At 49.3% G+C, this 24,770-nt stretch carries 17 protein-coding genes and 1 tRNA gene; 7 read left to right on the forward strand and 11 right to left on the reverse strand.

All coding sequences use genetic code 11. The annotated features are described in order from the left end of the window. Positions 1–153: 153 nt before the first annotated feature. Positions 154–2,817, reverse strand: a complete 2,664-nt coding sequence (locus H6F88_RS23350; protein WP_190645135.1) for a response regulator — start codon at positions 2,815–2,817, stop codon at positions 154–156. Positions 2,818–2,840: 23 nt separating this feature from the next. Beyond that, positions 2,841–3,209: a response regulator gene (locus H6F88_RS23355; RefSeq protein WP_190645136.1), complete on the reverse strand. Its 369-nt coding sequence runs from the start codon at positions 3,207–3,209 to the stop codon at positions 2,841–2,843. 545 nt (positions 3,210–3,754) lie between these two features. Here H6F88_RS23355 and selD point away from each other — a divergent pair. Together selD and mnmH are read left to right on the forward strand one after the other, a co-directional pair. Continuing rightward, complete coding sequence (selD, locus tag H6F88_RS23360) at positions 3,755–6,049, forward strand: selenide, water dikinase SelD (RefSeq protein ID WP_347277736.1); 2,295 nt, start codon at positions 3,755–3,757, stop codon at positions 6,047–6,049. Between the two features lie 97 nt (positions 6,050–6,146). Then, on the forward strand, positions 6,147–7,178 hold the full coding sequence (gene mnmH, locus H6F88_RS23365; RefSeq protein WP_190645137.1) for a tRNA 2-selenouridine(34) synthase MnmH: 1,032 nt from the start codon (positions 6,147–6,149) through the stop codon (positions 7,176–7,178). On the opposite strand, the gene H6F88_RS23370 is transcribed toward mnmH, so the two are convergent. The 6 genes from H6F88_RS23370 to H6F88_RS23395 all read right to left on the reverse strand — a co-directional run bounded on the left by H6F88_RS23370 (position 7,175) and on the right by H6F88_RS23395 (position 13,088). After that, positions 7,175–7,924, reverse strand: a complete 750-nt coding sequence (locus H6F88_RS23370; protein WP_190645138.1) for a hypothetical protein — start codon at positions 7,922–7,924, stop codon at positions 7,175–7,177. The genes mnmH and H6F88_RS23370 overlap by 4 nt on opposite strands. Before the next feature lie 3 nt (positions 7,925–7,927). Continuing rightward, positions 7,928–9,400 carry a DUF697 domain-containing protein gene (locus tag H6F88_RS23375; RefSeq protein WP_190645139.1) on the reverse strand — a complete coding sequence of 491 codons (1,473 nt, stop codon included), beginning with the start codon at positions 9,398–9,400 and terminating at the stop codon, positions 7,928–7,930. Positions 9,401–9,552: 152 nt separating this feature from the next. After that, positions 9,553–9,629: transfer RNA gene (locus tag H6F88_RS23380), tRNA-Met, on the reverse strand. A 64-nt stretch (positions 9,630–9,693) separates the two neighbouring features. Continuing rightward, positions 9,694–10,647 (reverse strand): asparaginase, encoded by a 954-nt coding sequence (locus tag H6F88_RS23385; protein ID WP_190645140.1) that lies wholly within the window; start codon positions 10,645–10,647, stop codon positions 9,694–9,696. 144 nt (positions 10,648–10,791) lie between these two features. Then, on the reverse strand, positions 10,792–12,582 hold the full coding sequence (locus H6F88_RS23390; protein WP_199314053.1) for an ATP-binding protein: 1,791 nt from the start codon (positions 12,580–12,582) through the stop codon (positions 10,792–10,794). Positions 12,583–12,857: 275 nt separating this feature from the next. After that, positions 12,858–13,088, reverse strand: coding sequence for a hypothetical protein (locus H6F88_RS23395; RefSeq protein WP_190645142.1), 231 nt, complete (start codon positions 13,086–13,088; stop codon positions 12,858–12,860). Positions 13,089–13,522: 434 nt separating this feature from the next. Here H6F88_RS23395 and lepA point away from each other — a divergent pair, with 434 nt between their 5' ends. The 4 genes from lepA (at position 13,523) to nfi (ending at position 19,069) form a co-directional block, all read left to right on the forward strand. Continuing rightward, positions 13,523–15,325 carry a translation elongation factor 4 gene (gene lepA / locus H6F88_RS23400; protein WP_190645143.1) on the forward strand — a complete coding sequence of 601 codons (1,803 nt, stop codon included), beginning with the start codon at positions 13,523–13,525 and terminating at the stop codon, positions 15,323–15,325. Between the two features lie 412 nt (positions 15,326–15,737). After that, positions 15,738–16,691: a UDP-glucuronic acid decarboxylase family protein gene (locus tag H6F88_RS23405; protein ID WP_190645144.1), complete on the forward strand. Its 954-nt coding sequence runs from the start codon at positions 15,738–15,740 to the stop codon at positions 16,689–16,691. Between the two features lie 139 nt (positions 16,692–16,830). Further along, positions 16,831–18,222, forward strand: a complete 1,392-nt coding sequence (locus tag H6F88_RS23410; RefSeq protein ID WP_190645145.1) for a UDP-glucose/GDP-mannose dehydrogenase family protein — start codon at positions 16,831–16,833, stop codon at positions 18,220–18,222. Positions 18,223–18,409: 187 nt separating this feature from the next. After that, complete coding sequence (gene nfi / locus H6F88_RS23415; RefSeq protein ID WP_190645146.1) at positions 18,410–19,069, forward strand: deoxyribonuclease V; 660 nt, start codon at positions 18,410–18,412, stop codon at positions 19,067–19,069. Here nfi and H6F88_RS23420 read toward each other — a convergent pair. After that, positions 19,066–20,187 (reverse strand): iron-containing redox enzyme family protein, encoded by a 1,122-nt coding sequence (locus H6F88_RS23420; protein ID WP_190645147.1) that lies wholly within the window; start codon positions 20,185–20,187, stop codon positions 19,066–19,068. The genes nfi and H6F88_RS23420 overlap by 4 nt on opposite strands. A 330-nt stretch (positions 20,188–20,517) precedes the next feature. Between H6F88_RS23420 and H6F88_RS23425 the strand changes: the two genes are divergently transcribed. Then, the gene (locus H6F88_RS23425) at positions 20,518–22,233 is read left to right on the forward strand and encodes a BamA/TamA family outer membrane protein (protein WP_242050682.1); all 1,716 of its coding nucleotides are present in this window, start codon (positions 20,518–20,520) and stop codon (positions 22,231–22,233) included. 195 nt (positions 22,234–22,428) lie between these two features. Here H6F88_RS23425 and H6F88_RS23430 read toward each other — a convergent pair whose 3' ends face one another. Both H6F88_RS23430 and H6F88_RS23435 read right to left on the reverse strand, forming a co-directional pair. Continuing rightward, entirely contained in the window at positions 22,429–24,318 is a 1,890-nt protein-coding gene (locus H6F88_RS23430; RefSeq protein WP_190645148.1) for a tetratricopeptide repeat protein, read from the reverse strand. Positions 24,319–24,526: 208 nt separating this feature from the next. Then, positions 24,527–24,769 (reverse strand): hypothetical protein, encoded by a 243-nt coding sequence (locus H6F88_RS23435; RefSeq protein WP_190645149.1) that lies wholly within the window; start codon positions 24,767–24,769, stop codon positions 24,527–24,529. Position 24,770 lies beyond the last annotated feature (1 nt).

Consider the following 24,770-nt stretch of genomic DNA (forward strand, 5'->3'; position numbering starts at 1 on the left):
ATTGGTTATTCGTCATTGGTCATCGGTCCTTGGTCCTTGGCAGACGCAAACAAGCGACGAGCGACAAATGACAAACCAGCTAGAATTCCTGTTGCTCAAACAAGATATCCATAATCTATAGACTAATTGACTAGCTGTAAACTCAGTTGACCCTCACCCGCGCGCTCTCCCCACAACGCTTAGTGTTTGCTCAACAATTTGAATCAAGGCTTCTGTGCCGACCGCCTGTTTGCTAACCAGGGTTGCCAACCCTTGTTTGAGGTAGGCTTTTTCGGCTGAAGTCAGGTCAGCCCCAGTCATAACTAACACTGGAAGCGTGAGTGTATTTCGGTCTGAACGCAGGAACTGCAACACTTCAAACCCGTTGATCTGTGGCATCAGCAAATCGAGAATCAGCAGGTCAGGTAACTGCTGCTGAATGTACTCAAGCGCCTGTTTGCCGTTTTCAGCTTCGATAAAGTGTACGTCTGCCGTCTCATCGAGAGAATCGATCACCTGCTGGCGGAAGTTTGGATCATCATCCACAACTAACAGAACTTTGCTGGAGGACTGCGGTAAGTAATGTTCGACTGCCTGCTGCAACAGTTCAGGAGCAGCCGTTTTAGGCAAATATTCAGCACCCTTAAAGACAAGTCCTTTAGTGTTTGGTTCTGTCATGGTAATCACCATGACGGGTAGTGATGCAAGTTGGCGATCGCCCTTAATGGCAACGAGAAAGTCCCATCCGTCCATTTCTCCAGCCAACAAAATGTCGAGAAATATCAGACGGGGTAAATGTTGCTGAATCAGTTCTAAAGCTTGTTCTGCAAATGCGGTGGAAACGATGTGTAAACCTGTGTGGCTAAATTCTTCTCGCAAAAGTTCGGTAAAGGCGGTATCGTCTTCGACTAGCAAAATGTCGATCGCCCCCGAGGAATGGTTTCCATTTGTAATGGCTTTGGCTCCCTGAATGGCTTGGGGCAAGGTGAAGAAGAAGGTGCTGCCTTGTCCCAGTTCGCTCTCTACCCAGACTTGTCCGTCATGAGCTTCGATAATCTCTTTGACCAGCGCTAACCCCAATCCCGTTCCACCAATCTTGCGGGTGTTGGCGTTGTCTACTCGGTAGAATTTGGTGAAAAGGCGTGCCATTGCTTCGGGTGCCATGCCCATTCCCCGGTCGGTGATGCTGATTTGGACGAGGGCATCTTGTTGAACCGCAGAAATTACGACTTCTCCGCCATCTGGTGAATATTTAATGGCGTTTGAGACTAAGTTGGAAAGTACCTGACGGATGCGATCGCTATCTGCTTTTACGTCTGGCAAACTATCTGGAGCTTCAACTCGAATTACGTGTAGTTTATCTGTTCCAGCAAATAGGTCTACTGTCTCATGTAGCAGAGGTACCACGTCAATTGGGGCAAAGTCGTAGTTTTGTTTGCCTGATTCAATCCGCTGAAGGTCGAGAAAGTCATTAATCAGATTGGTCAAACGCTTGCTTTCGTTTTGGATGATGGTGAGATACTGCCGCTGCTTTTCAGGAGAGCAAGCCTTACGCAACAGGATTTCACTAAAGCCGCGCAAACTGGTCAGCGGAGTCCGCAGCTCATGGCTGACTGTAGAGACAAATTCATTTTTCAGTCGCTCGACTTCTTTACGCTCTGTGTTGTTGCGAGCGACGCAAAATAGCAGTTGTTCAGTGGTAGACCAGCTGGCAGACCAAACAATGTCTATCCAAGAGCCGTCTTTGCGAACGTAGCGATTTTCAAAACCTGAGATGGATTTACCTGCAAGAGCTTCGGTGGCGATCGCCCGCGTTTTTTCCAGATCGTCAGGCACCACAAACTCTTCGTAAAACCGACCAATTAGCTCATGGGGGAGATAGCCCCAAGTCTTAAGAGAAGCTGGACTGACTTCTACAAAGCGGCCTTCCCCATCGATTGAACAAATCACATCTAGCGAATTATCGAGCAATGCTTTTTCTTTTCGAGCTGCTTCAGCAATTTGACGGTTGGCAGCTTGCAGCCGATCCTGTTTCTGGGAAATTTGATCGGCTGTAGCATAAAGTGCCTGATCCAACTGGCTAATTTCGTCCTCTCCTGGGATCGGTTCAGCTAAAGCCTCTCCGGCTGCGACCGCAAGGGCATTGTGCTGGAGTCGGTGAATTCGGCGAACAACACTAACGGTATAGAGATAATTGGCTCCCAAGCCCCCCACGATGCCAATGATTCCAGCTAGCCAAAGTGCTGCTCTGCTCAGTTCTCTTTCTTGTTCTAAAATCTGTTGTCGTTCTGCTAGCCGGTTTTCTTCGACAGCAATAAATTCCCCTAGCTTCTTACGCAGCATGTCCATTGCAGACTTTCCTCGAATCAACGTCTGCAAGCGTTCTCCCTCGGCTGCCAGCACGGCAGTACCCCTAGAGGGACTGAGCAGCGCTATATTACGCTGAAGCGAGACGAGCCTTTGATCAACGAGTTTAGAGATTACCTCTACTCGGTTCAACTGGTTGGGGTTTTGTTGGCTGAGCGACTCTAGTTGTTCAACAGCATCTAGCAGCTTGTCTTGAGCATTGGAGTAAGGTTCGAGAAACTCTGAGTTTCCAGTTAGCAAATAGCCCCGCACCCCTGTTTCTGCGTCTACCAGGAGCCGCAGGATTTGTTCGGAGTGTAGCTGCACTTCTTGAGTGTGCTTAACTTCCTGTTCGGCTAGTTCTACTCGTCGGCTGAGCAAGCTGGAGATTACTATGGCGATCGCTAGGCACAGGATGGGGAGAGCAATTACGACTGTGCCTTTGCTACGGATTGACAGCCTAGACCAGAACCTAAAAAGTTGCTCAATCATGGGCATTAATTGGGTATCGCTTATCAAGCAAGAATTTCTTCGATCAATGTCAGAAGCTCCAGTGGGCTGAAGGGTTTAGTGAAATAGTGACTGACTCCCGCAGCTTTACCGATGGCAATGTCTTGCTGCTGTGATTTGGCAGTCAGCATGATGATTGGGCGATCTCGAAAGGTTGGGTTTTCGCGAAGCGCTTTACACACCGAAATCCCATCCAACACGGGCATCATGTTGTCCAGCAGAAATAGGTCGGGGCTAATCTGAGCTGCAATTTCCAAGGCTTGTTGTCCATCTTCAGCTTCATAGATGTCGTAATCTTCGTCCTCAAGTGTTGTTCGTACCAAGAGCCTCAGTTGAGGTTCATCATCTGCGATCAAAATGATTTTTTTGTCCATCAGAACCTAATTGTAAGAAATGTCCAAAATGGATCTTTGGGCGCAGTTATCGATTATGTTGACCGTTCGACCTAGTAAATTGAGCCGAGTAGTCCAGATATTTTAAAACTGTAGAGTAAGTATCAATTCCCATAGCTATGTAATGGCCTCTTTTCGATAAAAAATCTGTCCTAAATACTACTCCTAAACTCGTATAAGAGCTTGAAAGCTCTGCCTTTTATGAATCGTGTGATCACTTCGAGTTAGTTTGGCATGTCTTTGTTGAGTTTATTGCATCTAGCTATAAATTGTTCAAACGATGACATGAGTTTTGATTATACCTAATAACAAATACTAAGAAAGTTTTATCTTTCAAAAAATATTTTCATTGTTTTGCTGCCGATTAAAATTCATTTCTACTCACAAAAACTCGTACTTATACGGAAGAAAAGTACTAAGATTAAAGCTATTTGAAGAAAATTTATGAAAACGACGCGTGAAACTACTGAAACCTTGAAAAGGTTTTATTACTCAGTAACTTTTTAACTCCAATGAGGTAGTGTTTGGTGGAAGCAGGAAAGCAGCGATCGCAGCCAATCGTTCGAGATTTAGTATTGGTTGGAGGCGGGCACAGTCATGCGATCGCCCTCAAAAAATTTGGCATGAAGCCGCTGCTCGGTGTGCGGTTGACGCTGATCACCGATGTTGCCCACACACCCTATTCAGGAATGTTGCCTGGCTATGTAGCAGGGCTTTACAGTTTTGATGATTGCCATATTGATCTGCGCCCTCTGAGCCAATTTGCTCAGGCGCAAATGGTCATTGATCGAGCGATCGGTTTAGATCTAGAGCAAAATCGAGTGCTGTGTGCCAACCGTCCGCCGATCGCCTTTGACCTGCTCTCCATCGATATTGGCAGCACGCCAACTGCATCACCCGTTCCAGGAGCCTTGGAACATGCCACCCCAGTTAAACCCATTTCCCAATTTCTGCATTACTGGGAACAACTGGTAGAAGCGGTCACCCAAACTCCCCATCAACCTCTCAGGCTAGGCATCGTCGGAGGGGGAGCAGGCGGGGTAGAACTGGCACTGTCAGTGCAGGCGCATCTACAGCGGATTTATCAGGCTGCTGGACAGCCTTTGACCAACTTGGAATTGCACCTGTTTCATCGGGGTAGTCGCCTGTTGCCCGATCGCAATCCCTGGGTGGGTCAACAGCTAGGCAAGATTTTGAGCGATCGCGGTCTAGAGCTGCACCTGCAAGAGAGCGTTTCTGAGGTTAAGCCAGGGTTGGTCAGGTGCGAATCAGGGCTAAACGTAGAGTGCGATCGCGTTTTCTGGGTGACACAAGCTGCCGCCGCTCCCTGGCTGAGTAAGTCAGGCTTAGCAACCAATGCCCAAGGATTCATTCAGGTCAACGACGCGCTGCAATCTGTCTCTCATTCTCAGGTTTTTGCCGCTGGAGATGTCGCCACAATGGTAAGCCACCCACGCCCCAAGGCAGGTGTGTTTGCTGTCCGTCAGGGCAAACCGCTATTTCAAAATCTCCGCAATGCGCTGCTCAACAAACCGCTCAAGCCATTTATTCCGCAAAAGAAGTACTTGATTTTAGTAGGAACGGGCGATCGCGCCGCTCTCGCTTCCCGTGATCCCTTCGCTGTTGGGCCCTCTCCCCTTCTCTGGCGCTGGAAAGACCGTATCGATCGCAAATTCATGCGCCAGTTCACTCACCTCAAGCCAATGGGAGAGCCAGCCCCTAACCCTCAACTCCCAATCTCTAATCCCTACTCCCCAATCTCCAACCCCCCGTCCTCCATGCCCTGTGCAGGCTGTGGTTCCAAAGTTGGCAGTTCAACCTTAGAGAAGTCTCTAAAGCGCGTTCAGCAAGAGCAAGCCTGGATAAGTCGAAAAGATGTGTTGATTGGACTAGATGCTGCTGAGGATGCCGCTGTTCTACAGGTGCCAGCAGGACAGGCAATGGTGCAAACGGTGGACTATTTTCGCGCCCTGATCGACGATCCTTTCCTATTTGGGCAGATCAGCACCAATCATTGCTTGAGTGACCTTTTTGCAATGGGGGCTGAGCCACAGAGTGCGCTGGCGATCGCCACCCTTCCCTACGCCACCCCAGCCAAACTCGAAGAAACTTTATATCAACTGCTTTCAGGTGCAGTAAAAACACTCAATCAAGCTCAGGCTGTCCTGGTTGGTGGACACACCAGCGAAGGCCCAGATTTAGCATTCGGACTGTCATGTAATGGGCTGGCTCACCCCGATCGCCTGTTGAGAAAGAGCGGTATGAAGCCTGGACATGTCCTGATTCTGACCAAAGCGCTGGGCACTGGGACGCTGTTTGCCGCTGATATGCAACTGAAGGCGAAAGGACGCTGGATCGAAGCTGCAATTCAGTCTATGTTGCTTTCTAATCAAGCCGCGTCAGCCTGTTTACGGGAATGTGGGGCGATCGCCTGCACTGATATCACTGGTTTTGGGCTCATAGGACACCTGGCAGAAATGCTCCGCTCCTCTCAAGCTTCTGTCGAATTAAACCTGGAAGCGATCCCAGTTATGGATGGTGCAGAAAATACGCTCCAGCAAGGTATTGTCAGTTCTCTCTATGCTCAAAACCTTCAAGCCTCCCGTCAAATTCAGAATCTTGACCAGGTAAGTAGTCATCCCCTATTTCCTCTGCTGTTTGATCCCCAAACATCGGGTGGGTTGCTGGCTGCCGTTCCTGGTGATCGCGCTAGCGACTGTCTCGCCTGCCTGCAATCTGCGGGATACCCTCATAGCCACATTATCGGGAATGTCCTTCCCTCCGCTCAGAGCAAACTCCCCATTACGATAGTCAATAGATAGGGTAATTTCTGAAGTTCTCCTAACGTAGAACTAGCGAGCGGGCAAGATGCCGTTCTACAGAATCCCTAGCTCCTAGTCCCCAGTCCCTAGCCCCTCCATGCCCCACTCCCTCCCTATCTCCGATTTCCTGAACGCACAGGGCATCATCCTGGACGTGCGAAGTCCTAGCGAGTATGCTCAGGGGCACATTCCCATGGCTGAAAGCTTTCCCCTGTTTACGGATGAAGAACGGGCGCAGGTGGGGACTTGCTATAAGCAGCAGGGAAGGGAGCAGGCAGTGGAGTTGGGGTTTGCGATCGCGGGTCCAAAATTCGTTAACTTCATCACCCAGGCAAAAGCCTTGGCACCCGACAAACAGGTTCGGATTCACTGCTGGCGTGGCGGAATGCGGAGCGGAGCCGTCGCTTGGGTGCTGGAGATGGCTGGATTCCAAGTTTCTACGCTAAAAGGTGGCTATAAAACTTTTCGCAATTGGGCGCTGAACGCCTGCCAAACGCCTAAGCCAATCATTACCTTGGGCGGCATGACGGGAACTGGCAAAACTAACATTCTCACCGCCTTGGCAGCTCAGGGTGCACAAACCCTGGATTTGGAGCAACTAGCAAGTCATCGAGGCAGCAGTTTTGGTAGTTTGGGTCTGCCGCCGCAGCCTTCGAATGAGCATTTTGAGAATCGAGTGGCGATCGCTTGGTCTAACTTTGACCCAGCCCAACCCGTTTGGATTGAAGCCGAAAGCTGTCGAATCGGCATGTGCCGTGTGCCTGATCCGCTATTCCAGCAGATGCTGCAAGCTCCGATTATTCAGGTGGTTCGCCCGCGTGCTGAGCGATTAGCGCTGTTAGTGGAGGTGTACGGCTCAGCAGATACCGAGGAGTTGATTAGTGCAACGGAACGAATTCGCAAGCGTTTAGGTGGATTGCGGACTCAGCAGGCGATCGCCCTACTCAGACAGCGTCAGCTTACTGAAGCATTTGACCTGATTTTGGAGTACTACGACAAAACCTATCAATACGATTTAGAAAAGCGGAAAGTGCCGATTTATAGTGTTGATGTCACGGGTTTGTCAGACGCAGAAAGTGCAGCACTTTTGCTGGAAAAAGCAAGGTTTTACTGTCAAGAACTCTATTAAACGACTTTCCCCAGTTCTAGGCGCTTTCCAACAAACTGAAGACAAGCGTAAAGGATCAAATTCTCGCCAATCAATTCTGATAATTCTTCGTAGGCAATTCTCAAGTTTTCGACTGGTAATCCCCAAAATGTTTCGTGTTCAATGCTCTGATAAGAGCCAGCATCAAGCAGAAAATCTTTAAGAATTTCAGACCCATATCCACCCAGGACAAAAATCGCAATGCCCAGCAGGACCAGGTAAGTTTCTCTTTGAGAGTGCCGCCAAAGTTGAATGAAACTCCGACAGTGCCATACCATGATGCCTGCAAACAGACCGAGATAAAGCCATTTCCAGTTCTGACCTGCTAGCAGTCGATGAAGCTGCAAATGAATTTTGAAAACTTCATCAATTGCGGCATAAAAAACTAATACTGCAAAGGTAATGAGGAAAGCTAGAGAAGGAATTTGAGCAGGCGATTTTTGGGAGCGGCTAAATAGTTTCCCTGGAGCAAAACCGTTTGATCTTTGAAGAGAAACTCGGTGAAAATATCGCTGTCCTAATATCCATAGGATGATTAGAGCGATCGCCAAAAAATGCAGCGCTTGCAGCAAAGATGGCACCGTAGCCTGACCATTAAAATCAAATGGCGGATAAGCCGTGCCCGTCGCCCGAATGCTGCTTAGATAAACCAGCAAAATTAGCGCTTCAACGAGCAGCAGGCTAATCAACAATCGCTGACTAGCCTGCCGTACTTTATGAAATGCCATCAGTTACTTAGCTGCACTGCCAGGAAGCACTGGCGTTGGCGCTGGGGCAAGACGGCTAATTCCCTGCTGCACCAAAGCCTGGAGGAAAGCTGTTCGTTGGTTGTCCTGAAATACGGCTTTCAGTTTTTGAGTCAAACGATCAACCTGGAAAGGGGCTGCATTGGGGTCAAGGACGTAGCTTTGCTCCTGGAAATACTCAATCAAGCTAAGCCCTGCTAAGCGAGTCAGATAGGCAGCGCTCAGTCCCTCCATCAAACCACCCGCTACAAAGGTGACGGCATGGCTCTTGAGCAAAGGACTGATCGCTTGAGCAGATAGCTCGACCAAGCCCAGCTTAACCATCAGGTCAGCTAGCGTACCTGTAGCTGTTTTTGCCTGCTGCAAGGAGAACTTTTGCTGATAAATCTCGCCCAAGTCAACAATCAGTTGAGTATTGACTGCAGCAGTCGCCAGCAAATCTAAACTTGGGACAGGGTTGGCAAAGGCAGCAGCAGCAGCAATCCACTGAGACTGCTCAATTAGAGGTAGGGCGCGATCGCGTCTCACCTGATTCAACGCATTCTGAACATCGAGTTTGAGCAAATTGACCTGACGCAGCACGGTAGATAAGACCAATCGCTGACCTTCTTCTGCCAAAACTTGAGTCAGGCGATCGCTCAACCCAGCTACATCAGCGGCAGGCTGCTCCAGTCGCTCTTGAACGCTTCCAGACTGGTATTGCCGCACTTTAACCGGTGCAGGAGCAGTGGCGATCGCCATCACGTCTTCTGCAGCCAGTTGTCCTTGTACCCGTGCCCGAATCTGTTGCAGCACCAACGGACGCTCATCAGGCAAATACTGATCCTGTTTATTGAACAGCAGCAAAACTCGCTGCTGTCGCGTTAGCAACTGCTGGATCGTCTGATACTCTGGGCTGGTCAAATCGCTAGCCGTGATGAACAGCACTAAATCGGCTGAATCAACTTCTGGTGCGAGCGTTTCCCCAGCTTCTCCAGGTTCAGCAAAAAGTCCAACGGTGTCACTGATAGAAATCTTTTGGAGTTGAGGTACCCAGTTCTCAGTCAAATATTGAGTTAGAGCTGTCTTACCAACAGATTGACCGCCTGCGATCGCCAAACGAACTTCATTGCGTTCTAGTTCGGCGGTTAGTTGGGTCAGTTTTTCCTGAAAGCTGGTGAGAGCGGCAGTCTGAGTTCCTGTGTTAGTTTCTGCTGCCAGTTGTTTCACTAAGGTTTCAACTGCGGACAGTGCTTTTTCTACAGCAGTCCGATCAACAGGTATCGCTGGAACCGTCAGATCGAGCGGTTTGATCGATCGCTTACGCAGCCACCAAAAGCCAGAACTGAGGGCAAATGCCCCCCAAATGGCCGTGCCGCTAAAGTCAGTGATTCCTGGGTGAATACCATGCAATAACCAAACTCCAGCCGTCAACCCCAATCCCCCCACCAAGATGGGTTTCCGCAGCTTAAAATCCATTTAACCTTTGCCTCTCAATCCTGCGTTTGCCTTCGCTAGTACTTTCATTCTACTGAGTCCTAGCCCTGCTTCTGGAGGAATGGTCAAAATCGCTAATGATTTCTCATACACAAAAGCCCTGCAACTTCTTAGGCACAGGGCTTTCGTTTATTTGGTGGCGGGGAGCGGATTTGAACCACTGACCTTCGGGTTATGAGCCCGACGAGCTACCAGGCTGCTCTACCCCGCATCGCCTTTCTAAATATAGCAGGTTATTTGCAAATGTGGTGTTCTTTTTTTGTTTTTTTTGCAGGTCAGAGCAAAGAAAGCTCGCCAACGACATCTAACCGCTTAAAGTTACCCTGGGTCATGTAGGTTTCTGATAGGGTTTCAGCGATCGTCGGACTGATCCAGCCCATCTGTTTCAAAATGTGAATTGCTACTGCGTATTTGGCTCGCTTTGCCCCGTCCAGCACCTTGATCGCCAGCCCCAACCCTTCGCCCAATCTGGCAATACACTGAATTCCTTCAGAACCGGACTTGCTTACCAGTTCCCCTTCTGACAAACGCATCAACTCCGTGTCAAATTCGCCATCCCCTGCCACCATCGTTGGGTGATGGGTCATTGCTCGGACAATGCGTTCCATATCCAGGTTGTCTCTTGAAGCCAGCAGAGCATACAAAGTTGCCATTTGCCCTAGCTGCATAAAGTAGGTGGGTGCGCCACAGTCATCGTGAGCACTGATAAATTCCTCTGCAGGCATTCGCAGCAACTCAGCAACTTTGCCCAGAATCAATCGCTGAACTGGGTGGTTGCGCTGAAGATAACTATTAAACGACCAACTGCGTTGCTGACAAACTGCTAACATCCCAGCGTGTTTTCCAGAGCAGTTGTATTGCAAAGGGCTATGCTTTCCTTCAGGAATCGGGCATTGCAGCATTGACGGATCGATGTCAGCACGCCAAAGAATGTTAAAAACCTGCCTGACCTGCTCAATCGTGCCCTTATGAGAGCTACAGATAATTGCTAAGTCGCGATCGCTCAGGTTATAGCGCTCCATCGTGCCCGTCGTCGTCACCGCCAGGGCTTGAAAAGGCTTCAACGCCGAACGAACAAAAGCAGCCGTCTCCGAGTTCCCTGCCACTGACAAAACCCGCCCCCGGTCATCACACACAACCGCATGAACGTGATGCCTTGATTCAATAATTCCTTCTCGCAACAGACGGACTTCTAGCTCTGCCGCTTGTGTTCGCTTTCCCATAGTCATGGCTAAAACTCTGACACACTCTGAACTTCCGTGCAATCCCTCACTATAGCGCTTTGGCTGAGTGGATAACCTAAACCAAAGATAAATCTGAGCGCGAAGGTATTGCTCCAGCCCTCAAATCCACACCCAAAATTCAATAATTTACTAGAGCAATAAATCAGCTGCATTGCCAATCTGGGCAGAGGTCATCACAGGATCTTGATAGAGCGGCACCGTAAACGTGACCGTAGAACCCAACCCTTCGCCCATGCTGTAGAAGTTCACCACCCCGCTCATCGCTTCTACAAGTTTCTGCGAAATGGCTAACCCTAAACCTGTGCCGCCATATTGGCGTGTGCGAGAGCCGTCTAGTTGGCTAAAAGATTGAAACAGTTTGTCCTGCTTTTCCAGAGAAACGCCAATGCCTGTATCGGCAACGCTAATCTTGACCATGCCAGGTTTCTCCTGGTTTTGGACAACAACTTTTTTGTGGATTACTTCAGCGCTAATCGTTACACCGCCTTGATGAGTAAACTTGATAGCATTGCCAACCAGGTTAAGCATCACTTGCAACAACCGCTGATAGTTGCCCATCAAAATCACTTCATCGCGGGTTGCCGGAGTGCGAATCTCAAAGCTCAAGTTTTTCTGTTGAGCTTGGGTTCGAGTAAAGTTCTCTACGTCACTGAGCAGATCGTCTAGCTTGACCGGATTCAGGTCTAGCTCCATCTTGCCTGCTTCAATCTTGGCGATATCAAGAATGTCGTTGATGATGCTGAGCAAGTGAACGGCTGAATGGTAAGCCTCCTGAATAAATTCGCTTTGCTCGGCTGGGTCGTCTGCCATGCCGTCCATAATCAGCTTCAAAAAGCCGATCATGCCGTTCAGGGGAGTTCGCAGTTCATGAGAGGTGTTGGCCAAGAACTCGCTTTTCAGCCGAGAGGCTTCTTCTGCCTGATGGCGGGCTTCTTCCAGTTCTCGATGCTTTTGCAACAGTCTGGCATTTGCCTCTTGCAACTCAACGGCAAGCGTTTGGCTTTCTGCAAACAGGGTCGCGTGGGCAATATCTGTGCCAACCTGATCGGCAAGCTCCTGCACCAGCCTGATTTCTACTTCGCTTAAAGCCTGGTTTTGGTCAAACTGGTGCAGAATGATTAACCCGTTAGGCTGGTCTTTGTAGCAGGTTGCAACTGTTAAGACTGAGTAGTTTTGATTGATTGACTGATCGGTACAGGTCAAAAAAACTGGCTTTAGCGTTGCCAAGGCTTGACCGAGATGAAGTTCTTCGGTTAGCTGTAGCCTTGCACCTAGCATTGACTCAACGTCGGATTGGCAATATTCAGCAACGACTTCTACTTCGGTATCGAGCGGTTGATAGGAGCAGACCAGACAGCGGCTCACGGCAAGGGCTTCACCCAGACCGCTTACAGTCTGCTGCCAGATGAGTTGTAGGTCGAGGGTGCGGCGAACGTTCCAGGCAACTTGGGTCAGCAGTTTTTGATATCGTTCCGGGTTCGCAATAGCAACGGGATGAACTAAAGAATCAATTAGCTCTAGTGCCTGATTTTCTGGGCAAGTGTAGAGTAAACGCCCAGTCACGATGATACTAGTTGCTGTGCCGTGAGGCATCAAAATTGGGCTGATGGTCAGGTCAAACACCAGATGTTGATCAGCGCAGCGGAAGGGATAGTTAAATTTTTCAGGGGTCAGGTGTTCTAGGACGTGCCGCACTCGATTGAGATAAGGTGCGATCGCCACTGGGCTAAACGCTTCTCCAATTCGGTGCCCAACTACTTGGCTTAAATCCAAATGGTAGTGAGATGCGTCTCGCCAATAAAACGACAAATATTGACCTGTAACATCCTGAGTAAAAACCAGGTCAATGCCAGGAGTATTTAAGCAGCCGTCATGCTTTTTGCCAGCTATCAAGTCTGTAGACTCAGTCAGGGGAAGCATAGAATCACTGTGCGGAGTCATCAGCGCAGAACTGGAAACTACAAGATGTAAGGATTAAGCATTTGCCTAAATTAGCTGAAGATAGATGCAACCAGCAGATACCTGTACCCAAATCAAGACTTTGAAACGGGATTTAGATTTTTACCCTCACCCAATTTACCCGCATTTGGAGAAGTGTCACCCACTTTGTTAACCAAGTTCTAGTCACTTCTAGTCACTAATCTAGCTAACTTTCCTACAAACACAGGTTGGTTTGAGTTGAGTTTACATAGCTTTTAGTCATTCCACTCACCCCGTGGCGGAACAGGTGGATTACGCTGTAGTGTCCGAGTCAGGTCGTCATCTCGCCGCGCCCCACCACGCAACCATTGCCTGACAGCGACCTCAATCACCTTACTGGGGTCGTTAGTCAGATGGCTGATCTGGTCAAGGAGTTCAGCATCCATTTGGATTGAGAGCTTTACTTTGTCCGATAACTGCTCAGAATTGGCAGCAGGTTCATTCATAAAATAAAGAAGTCCTCTTTTTGACGCGGGACACTTCAAGTTCCACTAATTTCGTTATTCTACGCTGCACTCTTCGGCAAGACTACAAATTAGGATGGAATCACGGGTTCTAATTAAGCTGCCTTAGTCGGCCCTGATCACAATCTTACCCTTGTTAGAGAGAAGTATTTAGATGAGAAGCTTACTCTGCATGTTCTCCCTTAGCTAAAAATCTTGATAAAAAGCTAAAACATGCTTGATTGATAGGGAAGCATTACAATACTTTAAGTAACTTTGGTATTTAGGCGAGGTCAGTACAGGCTTTGCAGGCAGATATTAGGGGCAAGCTACCTCATCTGTGTTGCAAGATTAAAAGGCAGACACTTGTCCCAAAGTTTTTAAGTGGCAGCCTGCTTTATCTACTACTCTTATTTTTTGCTCGTTTGCTGAGGTCTATGACTGACGTACCCGTCTCTCGTATCCGTAATTTTTCTATCATTGCCCACATTGATCACGGCAAGTCTACTCTGGCAGATCGTTTGCTCCAGGTAACTGGTACTGTGAGCGATCGCGAGATGAAGCAGCAGTTTCTCGACAACATGGAGTTGGAGCGAGAACGGGGCATCACCATCAAGTTGCAAGCTGCTCGGATGAACTACACCGCCAGAGATGGGCAGCAATACGTTCTAAATCTGATTGATACCCCTGGTCACGTTGACTTTTCCTATGAGGTGTCGCGATCGCTTGCCGCTTGCGAAGGGGCCTTGCTCGTGGTTGATGCATCCCAAGGGGTAGAAGCGCAAACCTTGGCAAACGTCTACCTGGCGCTAGAACATAATCTGGAAATTATTCCAGTTTTAAACAAAATCGACTTGCCTGGTGCTGACCCCGAGCGAGTCAAATCAGAAATTGAAGAGATTATTGGACTTGATTGCAGCGGCGCAATTCTCGCCTCCGCCAAAGAAGGAATCGGAATTAACGAAATTCTGGAGTCAATTGTCTACCTGGTGCCGCCACCCCAAGATACGGTAGAGGAACCGCTCCGTGCCTTGATTTTTGACAGCTATTACGACAGCTATCGGGGTGTGATTGTCTATTTCCGGGTAATGGATGGAACGGTGAGGAAAGGCGATCGCATCCGGCTCATGGCATCCAAGAAAGAGTACGAAATTGACGAATTGGGCGTGCTTTCCCCAACCCAAATTCAGGTCGAAGAGCTGCACGCTGGCGAAGTGGGCTACATTGCCGCTGCCATCAAATCGGTTGAAGATGCCCGTGTCGGTGATACTATCACCCAGGCAAAAAATCCTGCCTCGGCTATGCTGCCCGGCTATACCGAAGCAAAGCCAATGGTATTTTGTGGGCTGTTTCCCACTGATGCAGACCAGTTTGAAGATCTACGCGAAGCTCTCGAAAAGCTGCGTCTCAGCGATGCCGCTTTGCAGTATGAGCCGGAAACCTCCAGCGCAATGGGCTTTGGCTTTCGCTGTGGCTTCCTGGGTCTGCTACACATGGAAATCGTCCAGGAACGCTTGGAGCGCGAATATGGGCTGGATCTGATCACAACAGCGCCATCTGTGATCTATCAGGTCACTAAACTTGATGGTGAAGTTGTCATGATCGACAACCCCAGTCTTCTGCCTGATCCTCAACAGCGTGAAAAAATTGAGGAACCCTACGTCAAAGTCGATATGATCACGCCGGAGGAGTTCGTTGGAGCTCTGATGGAGCTTAGCCAGAATCGGCGCGGCGACTTTAAAGACATGAAATATCTGGCTCAGGGACGTACTACCCTAACCTACGAATTGCCTCTGGCAGAAGTCGTGACTGACTTTTTTGACCAGATGAAGTCGCGATCGCGAGGCTACGCCAGCATGGAATATCATCTGATTGGCTACCGAGAAAACCCCTTAGCCAAGCTGGACATTCTAATCAATGGTGATCCAGTTGATCCCTTAGCGACCATCGTTCACCGCGACAAGGCTTATTACGTCGGCAAAGCATTGGTCGAGAAGCTCAAAGAACTGATCCCGCGTCATCAGTTTAAAATTCCGATTCAAGCCTCTATCGGCAGTCGAGTTATTGCCAGTGAAAGCATTCCGGCTTTACGTAAAGATGTACTAGCCAAATGTTATGGCGGTGATATCAGTCGTAAGAAAAAACTATTGCAAAAGCAGGCGAAGGGTAAGAAACGCTTGAAATCAATTGGGACAGTAGACGTACCTCAAGAAGCATTTATGGCAGTGCTAAAACTCTAGTGGTTTATTCCCTTCCTGCTTTAGATGCCTTGAGATATGTAGCTATAGCTACGAAGGTTAATGAAAAAAATGGAGGATAGTCTTGCCTATCCTCCATTTTTGTTTTCGATTTCAAAATCAGCCTTTCGACACTTGCATATTTGTAACGGACATGGGGAACTTGAGTTTGTAAAATTCTTCAACAACGATTAATAGAGCGTTGAAGATTTGGTGAACCATACACCCTATGTCCTCATCAGACCTTAAATCTCTGTTAAGTTGCTTACAAAGCGCTAACAACATTGTCAGGACTGGACGATACTTTGATTCCAGGTTAGCTTGAAGCTTAAATCCTGGCTGGCGAGGGTGCAGGTCTAGCGACCATTTTGAACAATTCAGCCCTCCTACTTCAAATAACTGTAGCTGCAAAATTATGCGAATCCTAGTCACGGGTGGTGCGGGTTTTATTGGCTCCCACCTCATCGATCGCCTGCTCGAAGATGAGCATGAAGTAATCTGTTTAGACAATTTCTACACAGGTCACAAGCGGAACTTGCTCCGCTGGTTGAATCATCCCTACTTCGAGTTGATTCGTCACGACATCACTGAGCCGATTCGGTTAGAAGCGGATCAGATTTATCATCTGGCTTGCCCAGCTTCTCCGGTACATTATCAGTACAACCCAGTTAAAACCATCAAAACGAATGTGATGGGAACGCTGAATATGCTGGGACTAGCAAAACGAGTCAAGGCTAGATTTTTATTAGCGTCCACTTCTGAAGTCTATGGTGATCCAGAGGTTCATCCGCAGACAGAAGAGTATCGTGGCAACGTTAATCCCATCGGTATTCGCAGTTGCTACGACGAGGGCAAGCGAGTTGCGGAAACCTTGGCATTCGACTACCACCGCCAGAATGACGTAGAAATTCGCGTTGCTCGAATTTTCAACACCTATGGACCCAGAATGCTAGAAAACGATGGTCGTGTCGTTAGCAATTTTGTGGTGCAAGCATTAAGAAATCAACCTTTGACGGTCTATGGAGAAGGTTCGCAAACCCGCAGCTTCTGCTACGTCTCCGACTTGGTGGAAGGGTTGATGCGGTTGATGAATGGTGACCATACGGGTCCAGTTAACTTGGGCAACCCGGATGAGTACACGATTTTACAGTTGGCTCAAGCAGTGCAGCAAATGGTCAATCCTGATGTAGAGATTAAATTTGAAACTCTGCCACAGGATGATCCCCGTCGCCGCAAGCCAGACATTACCAGAGCCAAAACCTGGTTAGGCTGGCAGCCTACAGTTCCCTTGAAGGAGGGTTTGCAATTAACTGTAGAAGACTTTAGGACTCGAATTGGCGATCGCAGTCCTCAGCCAATTTCAAAGTAATCCCTTTGAGGAATTGTCAGTAAACCTGACAATTCCTTACCTTCAGACATAACAATTTCTATCTTTAGGTAGGGATTAGTTACCGCTCTTTCCACACTCATTGTTTCACTAATCTGCTCTTTCGCGAGGATGCACCCCTATGCGTGTTTGTGTCATTGGTACAGGATATGTTGGCTTGGTCACCGGAGTTTGTTTAGCGCACATCGGGCACGAGGTAATTTGCGTTGACAACAATGAAGAGAAAGTCAAACTGATGCAGTCAGGGCAATCCCCTATTTTTGAACCTGGCTTATCAGAACTGATGCAGAGTGCAATTCAGGATCAGCGCATTTTGTTTACTAGCGATTTGGCTGCTGGTGTATCTCATGGCGAGGTTTTATTTATTGCAGTTGGCACCCCTCCTTTGCCTACTGGAGAGAGCGACACCCGTTATGTAGAGGCGGTTGCCCGTGGAATTGGCTCTAACCTGAATGGCGGCTATAAAGTAATTGTAAACAAGTCAACTGTACCCATTGGTTCTGGTGACTGGGTGCGAATGATTGTACTAGATGGCATTGCTGAGCGGCAAAAGTCTCTGGTTCCTGCTGGCGGGATTGTAGAAGAATTGCCTCCATCTGAGGTTGAAGCTGACTTTGATGTGGTGAGCAACCCAGAATTTCTGCGGGAAGGTTCAGCGGTATTCGATACCTTCAACCCTGACCGGATTGTTTTGGGCAGCAACAGTCAGAAGGCGGTCGCCATGATGAAAGAGCTGTATGCTCCGATTGTGTCTCGTCAGTTCGCCGCAGACCAATCTCTTCCAACGGTACCTGTAGTTGTCACCGACATCAGCTCAGCTGAAATGGTGAAGTATGCCTCAAATGCTTTCCTGGCGACCAAGATTAGCTTCATCAACGAAGTCGCAAATATTTGCGATCGCGTAGGTGCGGATGTCACTCAAGTTGCTAAAGGCATCGGTTTGGATTCCCGCATTGGCAGCAAGTTTTTGCAAGCAGGCATTGGCTGGGGTGGATCTTGTTTCCCCAAAGATGTCTCAGCGCTAATTCATACGGCAGATGACTACGGCTACGAGGCACAGCTGCTTAAGGCGGCTGTCAGTGTCAACCAGCGCCAACGACTGATCACGATTGAGAAGCTTCAGCAAGTCCTGAAAATTCTCAAAGGCAAGACCGTAGGACTGTTAGGCTTGACCTTTAAGCCTGATACTGACGACATGCGAGACGCTCCCGCACTTGACCTGATTGAAAACTTGTCCCGTTTGGGCACCAAAGTTAAAGCTTTTGACCCGCTAGTTTCACAAACAGGAATGCGTCACGGGCTGTCGAACGTGATTGTGGAAACTGATCCAGAGCGTTTGGCTGATGGTTGTGATGCACTAGTTCTCGTAACGGACTGGGCACAATTCCGTACGCTTGACTACGCCAAAATGTCTAAGCTGATGAACAACCCGGTGATGATTGACGGTCGTAACTTCCTGGATCAAGAAACACTGGAAGCGGTTGGTTTCCGCTATGTAGGGGTCGGTCGCTAAGCCAATACGGAGGTTGTCTGTCGCGAAACAAGAGGCTTAAGCCCCTTATCGTCCGCTGCTTACTCAATATTGCTTTTGGCCGAGTTCTGACAAATTAGGATAACGTTTGGTAGGGGTTAAGTGCAGTCGCTTGCCCCTATTTTTTATGTGCCTGAATGAGGGCAAGGCTACGAGAAGGGTGGTCGCCATGAAGATTAACCAAGAATATGATTGGGCAGAAACGGCTGAGGAGGCGATCGCCCTTCAACAATCCCTGAAAGAGCAGGTGATCACTACCGACTGTCTCGGTATTGTGGACTTTGTCGCAGGAGTTGATGTGGGGTTTGAGGATAATGGAGACACTACTCGTGCTGCGGTAGCAGTTTTGAGTTTTCCTGAATTGGAGTTGAAAGAGCAGGCAATTGCCCGCCGTCCCACTTCGTTTCCCTATATTCCTGGGTTGTTGTCTTTCCGAGAAGTGCCTGCCGTTTTGGATGCCTTGGAGCAGCTCACAATCACACCAGACTTGCTGCTCTGTGACGGACAGGGAATTGCCCATCCGCGTCGATTGGGCATTGCCTCTCACATAGGGCTGTTGGTAGACTTGCCTACTGTCGGAGTGGCAAAGTCCCGGCTGTTTGGTAAACATGGCGAGGTGCCAGATCAAAAAGGAAGTTGGGTAGCCCTGCTACACAAAGGCGAAACAATTGGAGCGGTCTTGCGGACGCGTCCCAACACAAAACCGCTTTACATTTCGCCCGGACACCGAATTAGTCTGGAAACATCGATTGAATATGTGCTTGCCTGTACTCCAAAATATCGGCTGCCTGAAACAACTCGCTTTGCTCACAAGCTGGCTTCAGGTTAGGTGAACCGTTTAGAAGCATTTTGGTCAGCTTCACGGCAGAGTGCGGCAACTGCTGCTCCAGCGCGATCGCCCATTAGCTTTTGCTGGTCATAGCCAAACACCAGTTCCCAAGCATCATTGGGGTACTGGTTAATTAGTGGCAAAGCAACCTCGTCGAGCATCCAGCGTCCATGCAATTTATCGACTTTGATGTGCAAATCCCAGTAGCCCGTAGCGTTTTCTGAGAGCCCCAACCGCTGGGCGGCGTTGCTATAAACGCTGAAGGCAGCAGGGACCGAGATTTCTGTGTGTAGCAATCCACCTACGTAGCGCAAAAAGTACCGCTTGCGCTCAGATAGCAAGAAACTGTGGTTAATTGTTGCCAAAACTTCCCAGGGTACCAGACCAAAGTAGGCTTCTGGCTCGGTTTCCATGTCCAATTCCTCTAGCATTCGGGTGAAGTAGGAGGAATGTTTGCGGTTAAGCCGACCTGCTCCGTATTCTTCTACCAGTAAGCGAGTTAGAACAGATTGAATCTCGTTGCTAACGCCGCCCAAGGTGCGGGATAGTTGACTGGCTTCTACCAAGCCGTCAAGAGAGGCGATCGCCAGCAACCGACGATACCCTGCTTCTTGCATTTCCTCTTGAAAATATCTGCCATTTTCTGATAGCTCTGGCTCCAGATCCTCAGCGGCTCGGTCGGTTAGTGCTTGGGTAACATCCAGATTTTGCAACGTTTCCAGCGATAGCTGTGAGGCTTCCCACTGCTGCCAGGACAGTTCAATCTGATCCCGCACGTCTTGTAGATAAACGGAGCGTTCGTTGCAGTAATTTCGCAGATCATCAAACCAAAACAGCTTTAGGCGATTGATCCGATACAAAATTCGCTGTGTAAATAGACGGGCCAAGTTAGAGCAGTTTGCTGACTGGTAGGCTGCGGAAATCGCTAAATCTAAGACTTGCTCAAAAGCATTAACGCGCTCGACATGGCGGTCTAGATTTTGATCCAAATCTTCTACTTCTAATAAATGAGTAAAGTGTTGCTCCGCCTGAGCGTAATCCGCTTTAGTTAGCTGGGCGGTTGTTCTCCAGCTTGCCTCTAGGTCAGGGTTTGGAAGTGTAACCTGATTACCGTGCATGGAATTTATCTATGTAATATTCACTACCATCTTCCGAAACCCCTTGGCTAGATCCATCTGTATTCAGTCGTAGATATATTCCATGAAATATTGAACCTTGTACCTATTTCAATAGACATCAGACTTTTATCCCTCTAAGGTATGAGGCGTGGAGCAAGGATTGTAAAGTTTAGAGGAGAGTTCAACACTTTGCCCAGTTTTGCAGCAGGCAGGAGATTTATTACATCTGCGTATCGGTGCAAGTGATGGCGCTTAATGTCTAACTTGCCAGGTTTCGTAATTTGATGGGTTCGTTGGTTCGCAGTCGTTGTGTGAGTCGATGAGGAGTTTATGGAAAGAAACAGAGTGCAGTGCTGCCGGTTATTGGATCTAAAGTTTCTTGGGCTTGTGGCGGGAGGAGTCGTATTTGCGAATCTATTGTTTATTGAAATGAGTCAGGCACAAACGGTTGGTGAGCTGGAAGGTGAATCAAGTCAACCACTTCTGCAACCCGCTGCTGCTGGAGCAGAGGATTTGTTGATGCGGCGATTGCCCATTCCCCCTTCTCCCTCAACCTTACTAACTCAATCAATCGATACTCTTCCTCCAGAAGAACCACTGTCGCCGCAAACAGAACCAGAGCCAGCCGAAGAATTGCCACCTGAAGGTGAAACAGTTGCGCCACCGGTTGAAGGAGCCACCATTGCGGATATTCAAGTGCAATTTGTAGATGAGGACGGACAGCCAACTGAAGGAACGACGCGACCTTTCATCATCACGCGAGAGTTTAACTTGCAGCCAGGAGACGCTTACAGCCAAGACTTAGCGCAACAAGGGCTGGAGCGGGTCACCGGGCTGAGTATTGTGCGACAGGCAACGCTGGAGTTAGAACCTGCCGAAGATGGACAGGTGATCATGGTTGTGAATGTGCTGGAAAGCGATCGCTTCTTTGTCGTGCCGGGGTTAACGCTGGCAGCGCCGACTGCGCTTCAGGGCCCTGCCCGTCCTGTCACCGTTTTGCCTTTGTCGAATCGGGCAGGTGGGACGGCAGGTGGCGTGCGGTTTGGGTTGCGAAACATTGGGGGTAATAATCAGACGCTGTCGCTAGGGGTTGAAGCGGGTGAAAACACCTTGGGGTTTGACTTGGACTTTAGAGATCCCTGGATTGCGGGCAGTTCATCCCGCACGGGTTATGCCATAAATCTGTTTAATCAGCGGGGAATCGAACCGGAATTTGATGAGGGCGATCGCGAGGTTGATTTGCCCAATGGCGAAGATCCGTGGGTGCATCGGCTGGGCGGCGGAGTTGAATTTTTCCGTCCGCTTGCGCCAGATTTTGTGGCGGCGCTAGGAGTGTCTTACCAGCGGATTTCGGTGCGGGATGAGGCGTTCAGCTCTGACATTGCTCCTGAAGATGAGTTGGGCAATCGGCTTACCTTTAACGAAGATGGACAGGATGATTTGCTAACGCTTAACTTTTCGGCGGTGCGCGACCGCCGGGACGATCGCCTCTATCCTACTCAGGGCGACCGATTACGGGTTGGCGTTGACCAATCGATTCCGATTGGCGAGGGCAATATCTTATTCAACCGTCTGGCTGCTAGCTACACCCGATTCATTCCCTTGTCGCTGTTTGGCTTCACCGAAGGTCCGCGCACATTAGTGCTGAACGTACAGGGAGGTACATTTATCGGCGACTTGCCGCCCTATGAAGCATTTAGTCTGGGCGGGGCTGGCTCGGTGCGGGGTTATGGTGGCGGTGAAATTGGCACGGGTCGCAGTTTCCTTCAGGGAACGGCTGAATATCGTTTTCCGATCTTTGGATTCACTGCCTTTGACGAAGATATTGATGTCGGTGGCACGCTGTTTGTGGACTACGCAACTGATTTAGGGACGGGGGACAACGTACCGGGTGAACCCGCAGAAGTTCGAGACAAGCCGGGAGACGGTTTGGGTTATGGAGTAGGTTTACGCGCCCGAACGCCCTTTGGACCAGTGCGGCTGGAGTTTGGACTGAATGATCAGGGGGATAGTGAAGTGATCTTTAATGTTGGCGATCGCTTCTAGCTGGAGTTTAGCGGCATAGGTTGGGTGGAGCGTAGCGAAACCCCAACACTCACAGATCACAACATGCTCTGTTGGGTTTCGTGCCTCAACCCAACCTACGAATTCCTTAACCCCTTGTGGGGGCGATTCGCCAATCGCCCCTACGAGAATTTCCTGGTGAAATCCTGAATCTGTATCTTTGCATCTGTAAAAGAACTACTCGGTTTTGTAGCGCTCCAGCAAGGTGGGGAGGTGATCGTACCCATCTACGCCAATGACGCTGATGATGGCGGGTCGCTGCTGTTGGAGGTTAGTTTGAAAGGCTTCGTCTCCCAGTTGTCCTCGAATCACGGTGAGCAAGCCTGCGGGTTGTCGCCAAGTGTTGGAGGCAATTTGCTCTAACAGGTACATTCCTAAGCATCCGGTGTGGATGGCTTGAGCCGGATTTTGCAGCCGATGGTAAGCTTCTGCCAGATAAGCCAGGTTGATACCTTGCAGATACAGGTCGCCAGAAAATTGGGCTGCCTGGATGCCGCCTTCCAGGTAGGCGATCGCTGCCTGAGCCTGATCTAGCGCCACTTGGACAATTCCTAAACTGCTGAGGCAAAGGGCTTGACTCTGGCGATCGCCCAATTTCTCAGAGAGTTGCAGCCCTTGCTGGAGACGATCGATCGCGGATTCGTAAACCTCCGGCTCGGCTTGTTCAAGCTGCTGTGCCTGAAATACTTCGCTGTAACCCAGATTTGCCAGTGCGTTTGCTTCTCCCAGGCGATCGCCTGCCTGCCGACTGAGAATGACTGCTCGCTGGCTGTAGTTAATCGCTTCGGCGTAGCTGGTTTGGGCTATACAGGTGCGACTGAGGTGGTTGAGGTTAGCAACTTCACAGGGGTGATCGCCTGCTTCACGAGCCACTTCGAGCGCTTGTTGGTGAAAAGCAATGGACTGCTCGACCCGTCCTTGAGCGCGGAAGGAATAGCCTAACAGCGTCAAAATTCTCGCCTTTTCCTGGGTTCCTTCGGCTCGGCGCAGCGGCTCATCTAGATAGTCCAACGCATTTCGCAGATACTCACCCGAAAATGAAGCAAAAATGCCGCCATAGAGCGGGAAATAGTCTCGCTGAGCAAAGGTTCGCAAAATCTGAAGCGTGAGCTGCGAACAGCCATCGCCCAAACTGGTCTGAGAAATAGCGATCGCAGCTTGACGAATGCCAGTTGCAAGCTGCGACCAGATCACCGCAAATGCTAGGAATGTTGAAATTGAAAGCTTTGCCCCAACTTTAGAGTCATAAACTAGCTTGTCAAACCAGTTAACTAAGCCTTGCTGAAGGCACCGCAAGACGACGACTAGCTCAACCAGCGCACTTAAATCTAGATTAGTGGACTGGGACGCGGCCCACTCCACGACCGATTTTTCCAGAGACAGGGCTTGAAACAGAGATTGAGGCATCGGGCTATTCACTTGCTTTGCCCAAAGCGCCCAAGGTCCACGCTGTCCGGGAACTCCTTCAAAACCAAGCTGTCCCCGTCCCTGCTCATAAATCCAACTAACCAGGTGGTCTTCCAATCGCTGCCACGAGGTTAAACCCTGGGTCAAACCCTGGGAAAGCTGCTGTAATTCTTGCTGAGCGTTGGCATCTGTTGTGGCTTCGGGTTGTGCGCTCTGCTGCTGTAGTGTTTTTGCGAGTCGCTGAAGTTGTGACAGAGTAAGCGCCTGAGCGCGATTGGGGTCAGTCAGCTTAAGGAACGTGTGCAGGCGATCGCCTGTCTCAGCGGTGACAATCTGCTGAATTGCCCGGGTTAGTGCTTCCGTTGCCTGGTTTTGTTCTTGCCAACGCTCCCATTCTCCCCGAATGGTCTGCAACGCTCGTAAGCTACGAACCGCTTTTGCCTGCTTAAATTCATCCCCCTGCGTTTCAGTTTGGCGCTGAGTCGTAGCAATGCGATCGCCCAAACATCGCTCAAAAATCTCGCCCGTTCCTGGACTCACGCCCTCAACTAGCATTTTGTAAACCTGCTCTTTGGAGCGAATTTGCCCCTTGAGCGTAGCTTGAACAATCTTATCAATCAGTTCTAAATAGCGATCGCGCAGAGATAAGGAATCGGACATGAGCTAGAGAAAAATGGGTAGGCATTGGCAGCTTTTCGCTTCAGGTAAAGGCAACGCCAAAGGAAAAGATTTATTTACACTTCCTTCTAGAGTAGTCGGAATCCTCCTAGATCTGCATTTGCTGCGATCGAGGAAAAATTAACAGAGCTCTGAAAGAGGTTTTTCTGTCATGGATACGACCGACCATTCTTCTCTAACGGCACCGTGCTTAAAAATCGTCTTGGTTTCTAGCGAAAACACTCTCAGGCATTGCCGAATCGTTCCCGACTGTCACTGAACTGTTCCCGCCCGTTGCCGAATCGTTCCTGCCCGTTGCTGAATCATTCCCGACCATCGCTGAATCATTGCTGACTATCGCTGAATTATTCCCGACCATAATGGAATCGCTCTTAACCACTTCGGGATCATTTGCGATCGCCCCAAAATCATTCCCGATCTGCTCCAGGCTCACC

Origin of the sequence: Oculatella sp. FACHB-28, from assembly GCF_014696015.1 — a bacterium.
In the GTDB taxonomy this organism is placed as follows: domain Bacteria; phylum Cyanobacteriota; class Cyanobacteriia; order Elainellales; family Elainellaceae; genus JAAUTN01.

Coding starts and splice junctions, on each gene's coding strand:
- nfi (WP_190645146.1), top strand. CDS start 18,410: ATGAAGATTAACCAAGAATATGATTGGGCAGAAACGGCTGAGGAGGCG.
- H6F88_RS23350 (WP_190645135.1), bottom strand. CDS start 2,817: ATGATTGAGCAACTTTTTAGGTTCTGGTCTAGGCTGTCAATCCGTAGC.
- H6F88_RS23355 (WP_190645136.1), bottom strand. CDS start 3,209: ATGGACAAAAAAATCATTTTGATCGCAGATGATGAACCTCAACTGAGG.
- H6F88_RS23420 (WP_190645147.1), bottom strand. CDS start 20,187: ATGCACGGTAATCAGGTTACACTTCCAAACCCTGACCTAGAGGCAAGC.
- H6F88_RS23410 (WP_190645145.1), top strand. CDS start 16,831: ATGCGTGTTTGTGTCATTGGTACAGGATATGTTGGCTTGGTCACCGGA.
- H6F88_RS23375 (WP_190645139.1), bottom strand. CDS start 9,400: ATGGATTTTAAGCTGCGGAAACCCATCTTGGTGGGGGGATTGGGGTTG.
- H6F88_RS23390 (WP_199314053.1), bottom strand. CDS start 12,582: ATGCTTCCCCTGACTGAGTCTACAGACTTGATAGCTGGCAAAAAGCAT.
- lepA (WP_190645143.1), top strand. CDS start 13,523: ATGACTGACGTACCCGTCTCTCGTATCCGTAATTTTTCTATCATTGCC.
- H6F88_RS23370 (WP_190645138.1), bottom strand. CDS start 7,924: ATGGCATTTCATAAAGTACGGCAGGCTAGTCAGCGATTGTTGATTAGC.
- H6F88_RS23430 (WP_190645148.1), bottom strand. CDS start 24,318: ATGTCCGATTCCTTATCTCTGCGCGATCGCTATTTAGAACTGATTGAT.
- mnmH (WP_190645137.1), top strand. CDS start 6,147: ATGCCCCACTCCCTCCCTATCTCCGATTTCCTGAACGCACAGGGCATC.
- H6F88_RS23425 (WP_242050682.1), top strand. CDS start 20,518: ATGGAAAGAAACAGAGTGCAGTGCTGCCGGTTATTGGATCTAAAGTTT.
- H6F88_RS23385 (WP_190645140.1), bottom strand. CDS start 10,647: ATGACTATGGGAAAGCGAACACAAGCGGCAGAGCTAGAAGTCCGTCTG.
- H6F88_RS23405 (WP_190645144.1), top strand. CDS start 15,738: ATGCGAATCCTAGTCACGGGTGGTGCGGGTTTTATTGGCTCCCACCTC.
- H6F88_RS23395 (WP_190645142.1), bottom strand. CDS start 13,088: ATGAATGAACCTGCTGCCAATTCTGAGCAGTTATCGGACAAAGTAAAG.